The organism is Staphylococcus lugdunensis, assembly GCF_001558775.1.
In the GTDB taxonomy this organism is placed as follows: Bacteria; Bacillota; Bacilli; order Staphylococcales; family Staphylococcaceae; genus Staphylococcus; species Staphylococcus lugdunensis.
Map to the genome: position 1 here is coordinate 1,798,713 of NZ_CP014022.1, position 17,369 is coordinate 1,816,081.

Annotated in this window: 13 protein-coding genes; 12 read left to right on the forward strand and 1 reads right to left on the reverse strand. The window is 35.8% G+C overall.

The window, feature by feature from the left end:
- Window positions 1-9: 9 nt before the first annotated feature.
- The 9 genes from sat to AL499_RS08460 all read left to right on the forward strand — a co-directional run bounded on the left by sat (window position 10) and on the right by AL499_RS08460 (window position 11,616).
- Complete coding sequence (gene sat, locus AL499_RS08420; RefSeq protein WP_002492556.1) at window positions 10-1,188, forward strand: sulfate adenylyltransferase; 1,179 nt, start codon at window positions 10-12, stop codon at window positions 1,186-1,188.
- Between the two features lie 16 nt (window positions 1,189-1,204).
- Complete coding sequence (gene cysC, locus AL499_RS08425; protein ID WP_002492470.1) at window positions 1,205-1,804, forward strand: adenylyl-sulfate kinase; 600 nt, start codon at window positions 1,205-1,207, stop codon at window positions 1,802-1,804.
- A 305-nt stretch (window positions 1,805-2,109) separates the two neighbouring features.
- A complete protein-coding gene (locus AL499_RS08430; RefSeq protein WP_002492489.1) occupies window positions 2,110-3,330 on the forward strand; it encodes an ArgE/DapE family deacylase in 1,221 nt (406 codons plus the stop codon).
- Window positions 3,331-3,716: 386 nt separating this feature from the next.
- Entirely contained in the window at window positions 3,717-4,487 is a 771-nt protein-coding gene (locus AL499_RS08435; protein WP_002478537.1) for a CHAP domain-containing protein, read from the forward strand.
- 198 nt (window positions 4,488-4,685) lie between these two features.
- Window positions 4,686-6,533 carry an anaerobic ribonucleoside-triphosphate reductase gene (nrdD, locus tag AL499_RS08440; RefSeq protein ID WP_002492375.1) on the forward strand — a complete coding sequence of 616 codons (1,848 nt, stop codon included), beginning with the start codon at window positions 4,686-4,688 and terminating at the stop codon, window positions 6,531-6,533.
- Between the two features lies 1 nt (window position 6,534).
- Window positions 6,535-7,071 carry an anaerobic ribonucleoside-triphosphate reductase activating protein gene (nrdG, locus tag AL499_RS08445; RefSeq protein ID WP_002460588.1) on the forward strand — a complete coding sequence of 179 codons (537 nt, stop codon included), beginning with the start codon at window positions 6,535-6,537 and terminating at the stop codon, window positions 7,069-7,071.
- Between the two features lie 65 nt (window positions 7,072-7,136).
- The gene (locus tag AL499_RS12795) at window positions 7,137-7,259 is read left to right on the forward strand and encodes a hypothetical protein (protein WP_002460586.1); all 123 of its coding nucleotides are present in this window, start codon (window positions 7,137-7,139) and stop codon (window positions 7,257-7,259) included.
- A 168-nt stretch (window positions 7,260-7,427) separates the two neighbouring features.
- Window positions 7,428-8,720 carry an anaerobic C4-dicarboxylate transporter family protein gene (locus AL499_RS08450; RefSeq protein ID WP_002492485.1) on the forward strand — a complete coding sequence of 431 codons (1,293 nt, stop codon included), beginning with the start codon at window positions 7,428-7,430 and terminating at the stop codon, window positions 8,718-8,720.
- A gap of 1,270 nt (window positions 8,721-9,990) precedes the next feature.
- Window positions 9,991-11,616: a BCCT family transporter gene (locus AL499_RS08460; RefSeq protein WP_002478541.1), complete on the forward strand. Its 1,626-nt coding sequence runs from the start codon at window positions 9,991-9,993 to the stop codon at window positions 11,614-11,616.
- A gap of 52 nt (window positions 11,617-11,668) precedes the next feature.
- Here AL499_RS08460 and cudC read toward each other — a convergent pair whose 3' ends face one another.
- Window positions 11,669-12,229: a choline uptake/conversion transcriptional regulator CudC gene (gene cudC / locus AL499_RS08465; RefSeq protein ID WP_002478542.1), complete on the reverse strand. Its 561-nt coding sequence runs from the start codon at window positions 12,227-12,229 to the stop codon at window positions 11,669-11,671.
- Window positions 12,230-12,597: 368 nt separating this feature from the next.
- Here cudC and betB point away from each other — a divergent pair, with 368 nt between their 5' ends.
- The 3 genes from betB (at window position 12,598) to AL499_RS08480 (ending at window position 17,312) form a co-directional block, all read left to right on the forward strand.
- Window positions 12,598-14,088, forward strand: a complete 1,491-nt coding sequence (betB, locus tag AL499_RS08470) for a betaine-aldehyde dehydrogenase (protein ID WP_002492568.1) — start codon at window positions 12,598-12,600, stop codon at window positions 14,086-14,088.
- Between the two features lie 91 nt (window positions 14,089-14,179).
- The gene (gene betA / locus AL499_RS08475; RefSeq protein ID WP_002460580.1) at window positions 14,180-15,886 is read left to right on the forward strand and encodes a choline dehydrogenase; all 1,707 of its coding nucleotides are present in this window, start codon (window positions 14,180-14,182) and stop codon (window positions 15,884-15,886) included.
- 247 nt (window positions 15,887-16,133) lie between these two features.
- Window positions 16,134-17,312 (forward strand): M20 family metallopeptidase, encoded by a 1,179-nt coding sequence (locus tag AL499_RS08480; protein ID WP_002460578.1) that lies wholly within the window; start codon window positions 16,134-16,136, stop codon window positions 17,310-17,312.
- Window positions 17,313-17,369 lie beyond the last annotated feature (57 nt).

Genomic DNA, 17,369 nt, shown 5'->3' on the forward strand with positions numbered 1-17,369 from the left:
TTTTGTTTTATGTCAGTCTCAAAAGATATACTTCATTATACAATCAAACCACATGGTGGCGTACTTATTAATCGAGTCGTTGAAGGTATAGAACGAACACAGTTGAGTCAAGCAGCACAATCGTATAAAGCAATTACATTAAATCCATGGGCAATTTCAGACTTAGAATTAATTGCTATTGGCGGATTTAGCCCCTTAACTGGTTTTATGGGGCAAGAAGATTATAATCAAGTTATTGAAAAGACGCATTTAACAGATGGTTCAGTATGGAGTATTCCTATTACATTACCAGTTACAGAAGATGTTGCATCAAAGCTTGAAATTGGTGATCATATTGCTTTATATGGTGAAGATGGAGCACTATATGGCACTTTAAAGCTTACCGAAAAGTACAGGTATGATAAGAAAAGAGAGGCTCAGCTTGTTTATGGTACGACCGATGTAAAACATCCTGGTGTGAAGAAAGTTTATGACAAAGGAAACGTATATCTAGCGGGACCAATTCAATTATTAAAGCGTCCACAGCATGATAAATTTGCGGATTACCATTTAGATCCGCACGAAACACGTCAGCTTTTTCATGATTTAGGTTGGAAGACGGTTGTCGGTTTCCAAACAAGAAATCCAGTGCACCGCGCACATGAATATATTCAAAAATCTGCTTTAGAAATTGTAGATGGCTTATTATTAAATCCATTGGTAGGTGAAACAAAAGCAGATGATATTCCAGCAGATGTACGTATGGAAAGTTACGAAACGATACTAAAACATTATTATCCTAAAAACCGTGCTCGATTAGTTATTTATCCAGCAGCAATGCGTTATGCAGGGCCAAAAGAAGCAGTTTTACATGCTATTGTACGCAAAAATTATGGATGTACACATTTTATTGTTGGACGTGATCATGCTGGTGTTGGCGATTATTATGGTACATATGAAGCCCAACAATTTATTTCTCAATTTGAAGATGAATTAGATATTCAAATTTTAAAATTCGAGCATGCGTTTTATTGCGAAGCATGTGGCAATATGGCTACGGCTAAAACATGTCCACATGATGCGACACAACATGTTCATTTAAGTGGTACAAAAGTCAGAGAAAAATTACGCAATGGAGAAGCATTACCAACCAAATTTTCACGACCAGAAGTTGCTGAAGTATTAATCAAAGGGTTACAACAACATTAAGGTGGGGGGAAGTAACATGAGTCAATCAAGTCATATAACATGGCACGATTCAGAAGTAACAAAAGCAGATAGGCAAAAGCAAAATGGTCATAAAAGTGCAGTCATTTGGTTTACCGGACTATCTGGTTCTGGAAAGTCAACAGTGTCTGTCGCATTAGAGCAAGCTTTGTTTGAATTAGGAAAACATGCTTATCGTTTAGATGGAGACAATGTGCGACACGGTCTAAACAAGAATTTAGGCTTCAGTCCAGAGGATCGTAAAGAGAATATTCGACGCATTGGTGAAGTCAGTAAGCTGCTTGTTGATGCAGGGACGATTGCAATCACAGCCTTTATTTCTCCATATCGTGTCGACCGTGATGACGTAAGGAATATATTAGAAGACGGGGAATTTATTGAAGTTTATACCCAATGTAGTGTTGAAGAATGTGAAAAGCGAGATCCTAAAGGTTTATATGCAAAAGCACGTTCAGGGGAAATCAAAGAATTTACCGGTATTAGCGCGCCTTATGAAGCACCGAATCATCCAGAAATTACAATTAATACTGAACAGCAAAGTGTAGAACAAGCTGTAGCACACATTCTTAATTATTTGACAGATAATAAATATCTTTAATAAGTGAAGCATAGAGAGTAAGCCAGTTTACTTTCTATGCTTTGTTTATGGAATGAGAAATAACATCATAAAGTATTATCATTTACTGATGGATTCATTTGTACTAACGTGTTTAAAAATGCATTATTGCTGAACATGTGATGAAATTGAAAATCTGTCAATTACAAAGATAATGAATTATAGAAATAAGATTGTTGCAAAACGTGTTGTCATATAAGTTAGGCACACATGAAAAATGTTTAGAAAAAAAGTATAGTGTGAATAATTTAAGAAACGTTAAATTAAAGTTAGAAGAGGCGATATGAATGACTGTTTTGTCTGAACAGGAAAGAATAGATATTTTAGCAGACATCGTTAATATCAATACAGAGAATAATAATGAAATCGAAGTTTGCTATTATTTGAAAGAATTACTACAACGTTATGACATTGAATCAAAAATAATTGAAATTGAAGGTAAACGTTCAAATTTAGTAGCTGAAATTGGGTCAGGTAGACCTGTCATTGGTATATCTGGACATATGGATGTTGTAGACGCAGGTGATGAAGCGCAATGGATGTACCCCCCGTTTGAATTACATGAGCAAGATGGGAAATTATATGGGCGTGGTACATCTGATATGAAGGGTGGCCTTGCTGCGTTAGTCATTGCTATGATAGAAATAAAAGCTTCTAATTTGTTACAACAAGGTACCATCCGTCTTTTAGCAACAGCAGCTGAAGAAAAAGAAATGTCAGGGTCAATGTTATTTCGTGATAAAGGTTACGTTGATGATTTGGATGGATTGATTATTGGTGAACCAAGTGATCATTATATAAACTATGCTAACAAAGGTTCAATGGGTATTAAAATTAAAGCTAAGGGTGTTGCCGCGCATAGTTCGTTACCTAATTTAGGACATAATGCAATAGATGACATAATTAGATATATACAAAAAATCAAAGAAAAATATGAAGATATTAAAAATAATGATAATAAACATTCATTAGACGTATCACCGCTAATTAAAGATTACTTTGGTGATAAGTTTAATGATAAGGAGCTTAGAAAATTAGAAAATGTTGCTGAGGGTTTAGTTATAGTTAACTCAATTATTTATGGTGGGGAACAGTTTAATACAGTACCTGAAAGTGCATATGCAGAATTTAATATACGTACAATTCCAGAATATGATAATGAAGCAATCATACAATTGTTTGAAGAAACTTTGTATGAAGTGGATCAGGCACAATTATCAATGGAAATCACTACGAATCATGCCCCTGTTTATAGCAACAAGGATAATTTGTTAGTGAAGTCATTTACTGAATATAAAGATGATTTAACAGTTACAGCGCTTGTCGGTGCGACAGATGCATCAGAATTATTAAAAGGTATAGATAATGTAGACTTAACCATTATCGGTCCTGGTTTTATGCGACAAGCACATCGAGCGAATGAATATATAGATAAACAGCATTATTTAGATTTTATTGATTTGTATCAACATGTCGTTGTTGATTATTTAAACAAAAAGAGTAATTAAAAGAAACTTAACTATGAAGAAACATTTGATAATAAATGTCTTCATAGTTTTTTATGAATAAATTTAATTGTTTTTGATGTCATTAACGTGAAAGCAATTATCGGTTTTATTACAACAAATGTAATAATCTGTTGATTATGATGTCTATCATCCCCAACATCATCGTTGTTAGAGATTGTTACAAAATAGCTATGAGTTTTACATCGAACGACTGTTTATTATGATTCTTTTACAAAATATTAACAACGCACACAGCAGCTTATTTTTCTGATAGAGTGTGATTTGTCGTTGAAACAACGAGAAAAAATTAATCATGTTTTGTAACTTGAAGGTAGCCACGAGATAAAGAAATCATTATTTAAATGAATTTAGGAGGATATTTGATTATGAAAAAGATCGCTACAGCTACAATCGCAACAGCAGGATTTGCAACAATTGCACTCGCAGGAGGTCATGACGCACACGCTGCTGAACAAAACAATAATGGTTATAATCCAAATGATCCATATTCTTATAGCTATTCATATACAATTGACCAACAAGGTAATTATCACTACACTTGGCAAGGTAATTGGAGTCCAAACCAAGCACAACAAGGTCAATATTATTCATATAATTATACAAACACAGCAGGCACTCAAAACTACAACTACAATACGCAATATAGTCAAAACTATCAGCCACAAACTCAAGCATATCACGCAAACAATGGTGGCGGATTAGGTGCTAGCTATTCAACTTCTGATAGAAATGTTAAAGTAACAACTACACAAGCACCATCAAGTCATGCTTCAAATACTAGTGGTGGTTCAGCGTTTTCAGGTAAATCAGGATCAAGCTCAAACCTATACACAGCAGGTCAATGTACGTATTACGTTTTTGATAAAGTAGGCGGAAAAATTGGCTCTACATGGGGCAACGCAAGTAACTGGGCTAGCGCAGCTGCATCAGAAGGCTATAATGTTAGCAATTCACCAAAACAAGGTGCGGTAATGCAAACATCACAAGGTGCATATGGTCATGTCGCTTACGTTGAAAAAGTCAATAGTGATGGTTCAGTTAAAGTATCAGAAATGAATTACAATGGCGGACCTGGCGTTGTCTCTACACGTACAATTTCAGCAAGTCAAGCAAGCTCTTACAATTACATCTCATAATCAACTATTTGAACGGTTCATCCTACAATATTGTGCTTCAACAATATTGTAGGATTTTTTTATTGTCTGCTGCTCAAAGTTCAAGGATTATTAACAACTCTTTGACAGTTATGTTAACATGTGGGTTTTTATTTGAAATACTATATATAGTGTTATAAGTTTAATATAAGTACTATATATAGAAATGGAATGATTTTTATGAAACAACTTGAAGCTGAATTACAAGGTCTCATTACCAAAGATCCAGCAATTGTAAATGAGAATGCCAATAAAGATAGCAATACATTTTCAACGATGCGTGATTTAACAGCAGGTGTCGTTTCAAAGTCATATGCATTACAACATTTATTACCTAAAAGAGTCGCACAAGCACATAAGAATGGAGATATACATTTTCATGATTTAGATTATCACCCATTCCAACCTTTAACAAACTGCTGCTTAATTGATGCAACATCAATGTTACAGCATGGGTTTGAGATTGGGAACGCCAATGTCACTACACCGAAATCAATTCAAACGGCGTCCGCACAACTTGTACAAATTATTGCCAATGTTTCTAGTAGCCAATATGGTGGCTGCACGGTCGACCGCGTTGATGAATTACTTAGTACATATGCACGACATAATGAAGCACATCACCGCAAAGTTGCTGAAACATTTGTTAGAGCAGATGCTATAGAAGATTATGTAGATCAACAAGTAACTAAAGATGTTAATGATGCTATAGAAAGTTTAGAGTATGAAATAAACACATTGTACACATCAAACGGTCAAACGCCATTTGTAACACTTGGATTTGGTTTAGGAACAGATAAACTAAGTCGAAAAATTCAACAGGCAATTTTGAACACACGTATCAAAGGACTAGGTAAAAATAGAATTACTGCAATCTTTCCAAAATTAGTCTTTACGATAAAAAAAGGCGTTAATTTTAGCGAAGAAGACCCTAATTATGACGTTAAGCAACTCGCTTTAAAATGCTCAACGAAACGCATGTACCCAGATGTTTTAAACTACGATACACTGGTTGATATTTTAGGTGATTTTAAAGCACCTATGGGTTGTCGTTCATTTTTACCAGCTTGGCGTGATGCTCAAGGGCAATTTGAGAATAGTGGTCGATGTAATTTAGGTGTCGTAACATTAAATATTCCGCGTATTGCGATTGAGTCTCAAGGCGATAAGTTAACGTTTTGGCGACTTTTCCATGAGCGTATGGATATTTTACATGAAGCCTTACTTTATCGTATTGAGCGTGTTGCACAAGCGGTTCCTGAAAATGCTCCGATTTTGTATAAAAGTGGCGCCTTTAAATATAAATTACAAGAAGGTGAAGATGTTACGGATTTATTTAAACATCGCCGTGCTACGATTTCTATGGGTTATATTGGGTTATACGAAGCAGCTACTGTATTTTATGGTCCAAACTGGGAAACAAATCCAGATGCCAAGGCCTTTACATTAGATATATTAAAAGAAATGAAGGATTATCAATTAGAATGGACGGAAGAGACGGACGTTTGGTTCAGTATTTATAGTACACCGAGCGAATCATTGACAGACCGTTTTTGCCGCTTAGATTATGAACGATTTGGCTCTATACCAGATATTACGGATAAAGGGTACTATCAAAATTCATTTCATTATGATGTGCGAAAAGATGTTACACCTTTTGAAAAAATAGATTTCGAAAAGGATTATCCATACTACGCAAGCGGTGGATTTATTCACTATTGCGAATATCCAAAATTAAATCATAATTTAAAGGCGCTTGAAGCGGTTTGGGACTATGCCTACGATAAAGTTGGTTATTTAGGAACAAATATACCAATTGATCGTTGTTATGAATGTGGCTATGAAGGAGATTTTGAAACAACTGCTCAAGGATATACATGTCCACATTGTGGTAATCATGATCCTAAAACAGTAGATGTGGTCAAACGAACATGTGGTTATTTAGGAAATCCAGTACAACGACCTGTGATTGAAGGACGTCAAAAAGAAATTTGCGCAAGAGTTAAACATATGAAGGAACCAAAATAAAATGAGTGTACTTGACGTTACAGAAGGTCGTGGTTATATTGCCAAAATTGAACAACATAGTTTTGTTGATGGTGAAGGCGTTCGCGTCAGCATGTATGTATCAGGTTGTCCCTTTCTATGCGAAGGATGTTACAATGTAGCTGCTCAACGTTTTACTTACGGCGAACCCTTTAATGATGAAACGCTTGAAGCAATTTTGCACTACTGTGAACCGGACTATATTGCTGGATTGAGTATACTCGGTGGTGAACCATTTTGTAATGTTGATATTACCTTGAAAGTTGCTCGTGCCTTTCGTCAAAAGTTTGGACACCGCAAATCATTGTGGGTATGGACAGGATTTTTGTATGAATATTTAAGTCATGATGCAGGAATAAGATATCAACTATTATCTTTGATTGATGTCTTAGTAGACGGTCCATTTATACAAGCGCTATTTCAGCCTAATTTAGCTTATAAAGGTTCATTAAATCAACGTGTCATTAATGTTCCAGCATCCTTAAAAAAAGGAACCCCAGTCATTTATGTAGAAGATTAAACATAAAGTAATAGGGAAGATAAATAGTATAAGTGCATGACTTAAGGTGCATAGGAGTGATGTATATGAAGTTAATCATCATCATCGGGCAATGGCTCATAGCTATTGGTTTGATTGTTGGTTCAATATTAGAAGAACGTCACTATCGCAAACAGCGCCAGAAAAAACAATCATCACAAAATAAATAAATATTTAAGAGGGATAGCGTCGAAGTGACGCATCTCTTTTATTTTTGTCACAATTTAAGTTATTATAAGACAAATATATATACATTTTTGTATACTTTTTGCATTCTATAGTGATAAAATATTTAATGTTAAAAATATCACAAAGAAATTGTGTTAGGAGTTAAGATTATGATTCTTTTTGCCATAGAAATAGGAATTATGATTGCAGCTATTTTATTAGGATTACGAACTGCAGGCGCTTTAGGTTGTGGTATTTTCGCAATTGTGGCGCAACTCATTATGATATTTGTTTTTCAATTACCCCCTGGATCTGCTCCAGTTACAGCAGTCTTAATTATTCTTTCTATTGGTATTGCTGGGGGTACACTCCAGTCAACAGGCGGTATAGATTATTTAGTATATTTAGCTTCTAAAGTGATTGAAAAATATCCAAAATCTATTATTTTTATTTCACCGATTATTGTCTTTATCTTTGTTTTTGGTATTGGTACTGCGAATATTGCTTTATCATTAGAACCGATTATTGCGAAAACAGCAATGAAAGCAGGTATTCAACCTAGACGCCCTTTGATTGCCTCTGTATTGACAGCAAACTTAGCATTACTATGTAGTCCTGCAGCTGCAGCTACAGCTTATATCATCTCGGTGTTAGCAGGTTATGACATTAGTATGGGCAAATATTTAAGTGTTGTTTTTCCTACAGCAATTTTGACAATGTTGCTATTAAGTGTATTTTGTACTTTGGCTGGACGCAAAAAAGAACAAGCACAACGTTTTGAATTGAAAGATTTAGAAGTCAAAGTACCAACCACGTTTCCATCAAAAGTAAAAATTGGTGTGGCTAGTTTCTTATTATGTGTAGTCGGGATATTAACATTTGGAATTTTTCCGCAATTGATGCCAAGCTTTAATATAGATGGTAAGTCAGTAGAACTAACGATGACTGAAATTGTTCAATTCTTTATGTATTTAGCTGCTGCGATTAATCTATTATTAAATAAAATTGATACGACGGATATCTTATCATCACACATTACACAATCAGCTATAGGTGCTTTATTTGCGGTTCTTGGACCTGGATGGTTAGGAGCCACGGTATTTAATGCACCTCAAAATTTAAAAATTTTAAAGGAAGATGTAGGTGCTGTGATTCAAGTAGCACCATGGTTAGTTATTCTTTTAGTCTCTATTGTAGCGATAGTTGTTATATCACAGACTGCAACAGCTTCGATTATGTTTCCTATTGTTCTTAGTATAGGTATCCCACCAATGTTTTTTGTCGCTATGGTGCAAACGATAAATGTGAACTTTGTCATCCCAGCGCAACCGACTTTACTCTTTGCAGTTGACTTAGATGAAACGAAGCGCACTAAAGTGACCAGCTTTATTATTCCTGGATTCTTTATGATTACGGTGTCAGTGCTTATTGGTTTTTCAATTAAAGCAATATTAGGTTATTAATAGTAGTAAATTATTTACGAATCTAGAACATTATGCCTAGGAAAAATAGTGAGCGAGACAGAATTCATAATGAATTCCTAGTTTCGCCCTTGCAAGGTTGACTGGGATTGAAAAAAGCTTGGTATAAGGGTATTTTCAATCCAGTCAACTACTGCCAATATATATCGCTCATAGTCTAAAATATAATGATGTCCTATACAGTTATTTTTTACAGTACTTTGAATTATGGGCTTGCTAACTTAGGAGAAAGCTTCTTAACCCCAACTTGCTTTGCTTGGCGAAATTCTGCTCGAAATTCTCTTTGTTGGGGCCCCAACCCCAACTTGCTTTGCTTGGCGAAATTCTGCTCGAAATTCTCTTTGTTGGGGCCCCAACCCCAACTTGCTTTGCTTGGCGAAATTCTGCTCGAAATTCTCTTTGTTGGGGCCCCAACCCCAACTTGCTTTGCTTGGCGAAATTCTGCTCGAAATTCTCTTTGTTGGGGCCCCAACCCCAACTTGCTTTGCTTGGCGAAATTCTGCTCGAAATTCTCTTTGTTGGGGCCCCGACCCCAACTTGCTTTGTTTGGTGAATTTCTGCTCGAAATTCTCTTTGTTGGGGCCCCAACCCCAACTTGCTTTGCTTGGTGAATTTCTGCTTGAAATTCTCTTTGTTGGGGCCCCGACCCCAACTTGCTTTGCTTAGCGAAATGTGCTTTGCATTTTTTCTGTTGGGTGGATGTATTCTCGGAGTCTTGCCATAAATATGACTTATTAATATTTAAAATATTTTTGAAAAAATAACATAACTCAATATGTACGTTACCAATAAAAATCTTCAGTTTTAATACCTCTTACTATATTAATGATATTGTGGAAACCATATTTGAAGAAAATTTTTGCGTTTTAATTTTAACCCATTTCATTTATACTCCAGATTGTTCCTTATCTTGTCAGAGAAATCGATGTTTCAGTCTCTTTTTTTATCAATAAAGTACGATTTGAAAATAAATATATATTCACTAAATATGTATATTAATTCAAATAAAAGCATAGGCATTGAGCGTTTAGTTTGTTAAATCCAAACTTAACACTGTTATTTTGGCAATGTTCTCTCTGCTTGTAAAATGACATAATATATAATTATTCACTTATTACTAACTATAATTTTGTATTGAATTTGCATTATTATGTTTTTTTAGATATTGTCAATTTTGTGAATTAATAACAATTTGTTTGATAACCATATTTTCAAAGTTTCAATCTTTATCGATACTAAAGGAGGATCAACATTGAAAAAAGAGAAAATAATGGATTGGCCTACCTTTATAGGTACGGTAGTCATTTTATTGTTAGCAGTCATTCCAATGATGGCTTTTCCGTCTGCAAGTGAAAAGGTCATTACAGATATTAATAGTGCTATTTCTAATTCTATAGGTTCCTTATATTTATTTATTGGACTTGCAATTTTATGTTTCGTACTTTACATAGCATTTGGTAAATATGGGAATGTCACTTTGGGTAAAGCAAGTGATAAGCCGGAGTTCAGCAATTTCAGTTGGGCATCTATGCTGTTTTGTGCAGGTATAGGTTCTGATATTTTATACTGGGGTGTTATTGAATGGGCATATTATTATCAAGTGCCTCCAAATGGAGCGAAACCAATGTCAGATCAAGCATTAACGTTTGCGACACAGTATGGTATGTTCCATTGGGGACCAATTGCTTGGGCAATTTATGTCTTGCCAGCACTTCCGATTGGATACTTGGTCTTTGTAAAAAAGCAACCAATTTATAAAATTAGCCAAGCGTGTCGTCCTGTGCTCAAAGGTCAGACAGACAAGTTTTTAGGTAAGCTTGTAGATGTACTCTTTATCTTCGGTTTGTTAGGAGGAGCTGCAACATCATTAGCGCTTGGTGTACCAATGATCTCAGCTGGCGTTGAAAAATTAACTGGACTTGATGGACAAAATATGGTGCTACGATCAATTATCCTTTTCACAATTACAGTGATCTTTGCTATTAGTTCATATACAGGTTTAAAAAAGGGTATTCAAAAATTAAGTGATGTCAATGTATGGTTATCATTTTTATTATTAGGATTTGTGTTTATCGTTGGGCCAACCATCTTTATTATGGAAACAACAATTACAGGATTTGGTAATATGTTACGTGACTTTTTCCACATGGCAACGTGGATGGAACCATTTGGTGGAATTAAAGGACGTAAAGAAACGAATTTCCCTCAAGATTGGACGATTTTTTATTGGTCATGGTGGCTTGTTTACGCACCATTTATTGGACTGTTTATTGCGCGGATTTCTAAAGGTAGAAGACTAAAAGAAGTCATATTAGGTACGATTGTTTATGGAACATTAGGATGTGTGTTGTTCTTTGGTATATTTGGAAACTACGCAGTATACCTACAAATTTCTGAACAATTCAACGTTATTCAATATTTAAATAGTCATGGTACTGAAGCGACGATTATCGAAGTAATGCATCAATTACCTTTTCCAACAACAGTCATTGTCCTATTCTTGCTTTCTGCGTTTTTATTCTTAGCAACGACATTTGATTCTGGGTCGTACATTTTAGCGGCAGCAACACAGAAGAAAGTATTAGGTGAACCATTAAAAGCGAATCGTTTATTCTGGGCTTTTGCATTATGCTTATTACCATTTTCACTCATGTTAGTGGGTGGCGAACGTGCGTTAGAGGTGCTAAAAACTGCGTCAATATTAGCCAGTGTGCCACTGATTGTCATCTTTATTTGCATGATGGTATCGTTTATTATTACCTTGAGTAAAGATAGAATTAAACTGGAAACTCGTGCGGATAAATTGAAAGAAGTAGAACGTCGTTCATTGCGTATCGTTCAAGTAAGAGAGAATAATGACGAAGACGATAATTTATAATATATGCAAAAACGTCTATGATCAGCTGATAAAGATCATAGACGTTTTTTGTTTAATTATTGTTTTCTTGGCTGTTTGGAATAGGAAAGTAGTCAAATATTTCGCCAGTTTCTAATGCTGTAGTTAAATTTGACAACCACTGACAATATATTTTTGTATGTTTCAATTGCTGCTCAATATTAAGCGCATCTTGCTTAATTTCATCATCAATTGCCTCATCATTTAGCACTGAAGTAATGATTTTTTCGGCTTCAATAATTGCTGCCATATTAGTGTCGACTTCACGCTCCCATTTTTTAGTGAAGAAATTGCGGAAAAAGGTAAAAAAGTCTTTTTCTGCGATAAAATGTTGTTTTCGACTGCCTCGCGTAAACTGTTGTTTCACTAAATCGAATTCTTGAAGCTTCTTGACACCTGCACTCATACTTGGTTTGCTCATCTGAAGATGTTCACGCATTTCATCTAATGTCATGCTACCTTCGAAGACCATTGTCCCAAACAAATTTCCGACGCTGCGATTTGTGCCATACAAGTCCATAGTTTGCCCAATAGAATTAATGACTAAATCTTTAGCAGCTTCTAATTTTTCTTCATTTGACTGTGAATGTACCATACGCTCACCTCCATTATCCAGTTCATTAGCTGCATTCACTGTTAGATATTACCAATTCATACTTGCACATTATAGAAAATTTTTCAATCACTTTAAAAAGATAGTAGCAGGACAGCATTCATTATGAATTCGTAGTTCTGCTCCGGCAAGGTTGACTAGGATTGAAAAAAGCTTGGTATCAGCGTATTTTTAATCCAGTCAACTACTGCCAATATATCGTTCATAGTCTAAAACATAATTATGTCCTAAACTCTAGATGAAAATTATGACAATATCATGAAATTTGACATTAAATTTTCACATATGCTAGCATATGATTTATAAAATTCGTTAAATATAAATTTAACAAACTTAACGGAGGTCGTTTGATGAAACTTGTAGAAAAATTGTCGCAGCGTCAATATATCGATGGTGAATGGGTTGAAAGCTCAAATAAAAATACAAGAGAAATTATCAATCCTTATAATCAAGAGGTTGTTTTTACCGTAACAGAAGGTACATCTGAAGATGCCGAACAAGCTATTTTAGCAGCGCGCCGTGCATTTGAAGATGGCGAATGGTCATTAGAAACAAGTGAAGTCAGAGGGAAAAAAGTTAGAGCTATTGCTGACAAAATTACGGAACATCGTGATGAGTTAGCTCAATTAGAAACACTAGATACAGGTAAAACACTAGGAGAGTCATATGCAGATATGGATGATATTGCTAATGTCTTTAACTATTTTGCTGGATTAGCTGATAAAGACGGTGGAGAGATTATCAATACGCCAATTCCAAACACTGAAAGTAAAGTTGTTAAAGAACCTGTTGGTGTTGTCACTCAAATTACACCTTGGAATTATCCTTTATTACAAGCGTCATGGAAGATTGCGCCAGCATTAGCAACTGGTTGTTCGCTTGTAATGAAACCAAGTGAAATTACACCATTGACTACAATTAGAGTATTTGAATTAATGGAAGAAGTTGGTTTCCCTAAAGGCGTGATTAATTTGATACTAAGTAGTGGTGAAGAAGTAGGGGACACATTATCGGGTCATAAAGAAGTGGATCTAGTTTCATTTACAGGCGGAATTGAGACCGGAAAACACATTATGAAAAATGCTGCGAATAATGTAACGAACATAGCATTAGAACTGGGTGGTAAGAACCCTAATATTATTTTTGCTGATGCTGACTTCGACTTAGCGGTAGATCAAGCATTAAATGGTGGTTACTTCCATGCAGGCCAAGTTTGTTCAGCTGGATCACGTATTTTAGTTCATAACGATATCAAAGGTGATTTTGAAAAAGCACTTATTGATCGTGTAGGCAAAATTAAATTAGGGAACGGCTTCGATGATGATACTGAAATGGGGCCAGTTATCTCTACAGAACATCGTGACAAAATTGAAAGCTATATGGAAATTGCTAAAAAAGAGGGCGCTACAATTGCTATTGGCGGCAAACGTCCTGATAGAGAAGACCTACAAAATGGGCTATTCTTTGAACCAACAGTTATCACAAATTGCGATACATCAATGCGTATTGTTCAAGAAGAAGTCTTTGGACCTGTTGTGACTATTGAGGGATTTGATAGCGAAGAAGAAGTAATAGAATTAGCTAATGACTCAATTTATGGCTTAGCTGGTGCCGTATTCACAAAAGATTTAGGTAAAGCACAGCGTGTGGCTAATAAACTTAAATTAGGTACAGTGTGGATAAATGATTTCCATCCTTACTTTGCTCAAGCACCATGGGGTGGTTTTAAACAATCCGGTATTGGTCGAGAATTAGGTAAAGAAGGATTAGAAGAATATTTAATCAGTAAACATATTTTAACGAATACGAAGCCAGAACCAATCAATTTCTTTAGTAAATAAAAGCGCTTTCATACATTGTAAATAAAGTTAAAACAAACTTATATATGCGAGAGACACATCATTTTATTTTATAAGGGAGGACGAAATCAACATGAGTGAAAACAAGTCATATGATTATGTCATTATTGGTGGTGGAAGTGCAGGTTCTGTATTAGGTGCGCGTTTATCTGAGGATAAAGATAAAAATGTACTTGTATTAGAAGCAGGCCGTAGTGACTATCCCTGGGATTTATTTATACAAATGCCAGCAGCATTAATGTTTCCTTCAGGTAATCCATTCTATGATTGGAGATATCAAACAGAAGAAGAACCACATATGGGACGTAAAGTAGACCATGCGCGTGGTAAAGTCTTAGGCGGCTCAAGCTCTATCAATGGAATGATTTATCAACGAGGCAATCCATTAGATTACGAAGGTTGGGCAGAGCCAGAAGGTATGGAATCTTGGGATTTTGCGCACTGTTTACCTTATTTTAAAAAATTAGAAAAAACCTTTGGAGCAGCACCACATGATCAATTTAGAGGACATCAAGGACCAATAAAATTAAAGCGAGGACCAGCAACAAATCCTCTTTTCAAATCATTTTTTAACGCAGGTGTTGAAGCGGGTTATCACAAGACAGAGGACGTCAATGGTTTTAGACAAGAAGGATTCGGTCCATTCGATAGTCAAGTCCATCATGGTCGACGTATGTCTGCATCAAGAGCATACTTAAGACCAGCAATGAAGCGTAAGAATTTAACGGTTAAGACACGTGCTTTCGTCACTGAATTGCACTTTGAAGGTAATAAAGCTACCGGTGTAACGTTCAAACGTAATGGAAAAAATCATACTGTAAATGCAGGAGAAGTGATTTTATCAGGTGGTGCTTTTAACACACCACAGTTATTACAATTATCTGGTATAGGAGATGCGGACTTCTTAAAATCAAAAGGCATTGAGCCACGCATGCATTTACCGGGTGTTGGAGAAAACTTTGAAGACCATTTAGAAGTTTATATTCAACATGAATGTAAAGAACCAGTCTCTTTACAACCTAGTTTAGATGTTAAACGCATGCCATGGATTGGTTTGCAATGGATTTTTGCACGAAAAGGTGCAGCAGCTTCCAATCACTTTGAGGGTGGTGCCTTTGTTAGATCAAATGATCAAGTTGCCTATCCTAACTTAATGTTCCATTTCTTACCAATTGCTGTAAGATATGATGGACAAAAAGCACCAGTTGCTCATGGTTATCAAGTACATGTAGGACCAATGTATTCAAACTCACGTGGCAGCTTAAAGATTAAATCTAAAGATCCATTTGAAAAGCCAAGTATCGTGTTTAACTATCTTTCAACAAAAGAAGATGAACAAGAATGGGTAGAAGCGATTCGTGTAGCGCGTAATATTTTATCTCAAAAAGCGATGGATTCATTTAATGGTGGTGAAATTTCTCCGGGACCATCTGTACAAACAGATGAAGAAATATTGGACTGGGTGCGCAAAGATGGTGAAACAGCATTACACCCATCATGCAGTGCAAAAATGGGGCCGGCAACAGATCCAATGGCAGTTGTAGATCCACTAACAATGAAAGTCCATGGCATGGAGAATTTGCGCGTCGTGGATGCTTCAGCAATGCCAAGAACTACAAATGGAAACATTCACGCACCGGTACTTATGCTTGCCGAAAAAGCAGCAGATATCATTCGCGGCAAAAAACCATTAGAACCACAATACGTAGATTATTACATCCATGGCAAACACGACCCCAACGATGGTGCAATGGAACACAATCCATACTACCCATACTAATGAGGCCAGCAGAGAGAATTTCGACAAGAAATTTGACAAGTAGAGCAAATTGGGGTGGCCCCCAGCATAGAGAGATGCTACAAGCATTTCCACAAGCAAAGCAGATGATGCAGGATAATGAAATCTTTAAAATTAGATTTCAGTCCTGCTTTTTTTATACTTATAAAATTACTTGAGTGTGTGTCACAACAAATCTTATTGTGAAAGATTTATAATGGACTTATAAATAATAAAAGGAGTGGTGAATATGGGGGAAACATTAGTTGAACGTTTAAAAGCAAAAGAGCAACGTATGATTGATATACGTCGATATTTACATGAACATCCAGAATTATCATTCCATGAAACAGAAACACCTAAGTATATTGCTGAATTCTATAAGGACAAAGCGTGTGATGTCCAAACGAATGTTGGTCCTAATGGTGTAAAAGTGACCATTGATAGTGGCAAACCAGGTAAAACGATTGCCATTCGTGCGGACTTCGATGCGTTACCAATTCAAGAAGATACTGGATTATCATATGCTTCCCAAAATGAAGGAGTCATGCATGCTTGTGGTCATGATGCGCATACGGCATATATGCTTGTTCTAGCGGAAACATTAATTGAAATGAAAGATCAATTTAGTGGTAAAGTCGTTGTCATTCATCAGCCAGCAGAAGAAATGCCACCAGGTGGTGCGAAAGGTATGATTGAGGACGGTGTTTTAGAAGGTGTTGATCACGTTTTAGGCATTCATGTTATGACGAATATGACATCAGGTAAAATTTATTACCATGAAGGTAATACCCAAACAGGACGCGCTTATTTTAAATTAACTATACACGGAGAAGGTGGACATGGCTCATCACCTCATACTGCTAAGGATGCGATTGTCGCTGGTGCTAACTTCGTCACTACAGCGCAAAATGTAGTTTCAAGACGATTGAGTCCTTTTGAAACAGGCGTTGTGACGATAGGATCCTTTGATGGTAAAGGTCAGTTTAATGTAATAAAAGATACCGTTGAAATCGAAGGAGATGTTCGTGCTTTAACAGATGCCACACGAGACACGATTAAATATGAACTTGAACGTATTGTTCAAGGTATAGCTACATCATTTGATGTTCAATATGACTTTGAATTTCACCCAGATTATCCCGCGTTATACAATGATCCTCAGTTTACATCTTATATTGTTGAAACATTAAGACAAGCGCAATTACCAGATGTAATAGGCGTAGAAGAATGTGAACCACAACCACCATCAGAAGATTTCGCATATTATGCTCAAGTGTTACCAAGTACATTTTTATATTCAGGAGCCGCACCACAGCAAGGACATGCATATCCGCATCATCATCCGAAATTTAATATCGACGAATCTTCCATGTTAGTTGCTGCAGAAGCTGTAGGTACAATTGTTTTAGATTATTTACAAGGATAGATATCTTAATTTAAATTAACTATTTGTTAAATTAAATTTAAAAATTTATAACTTTTT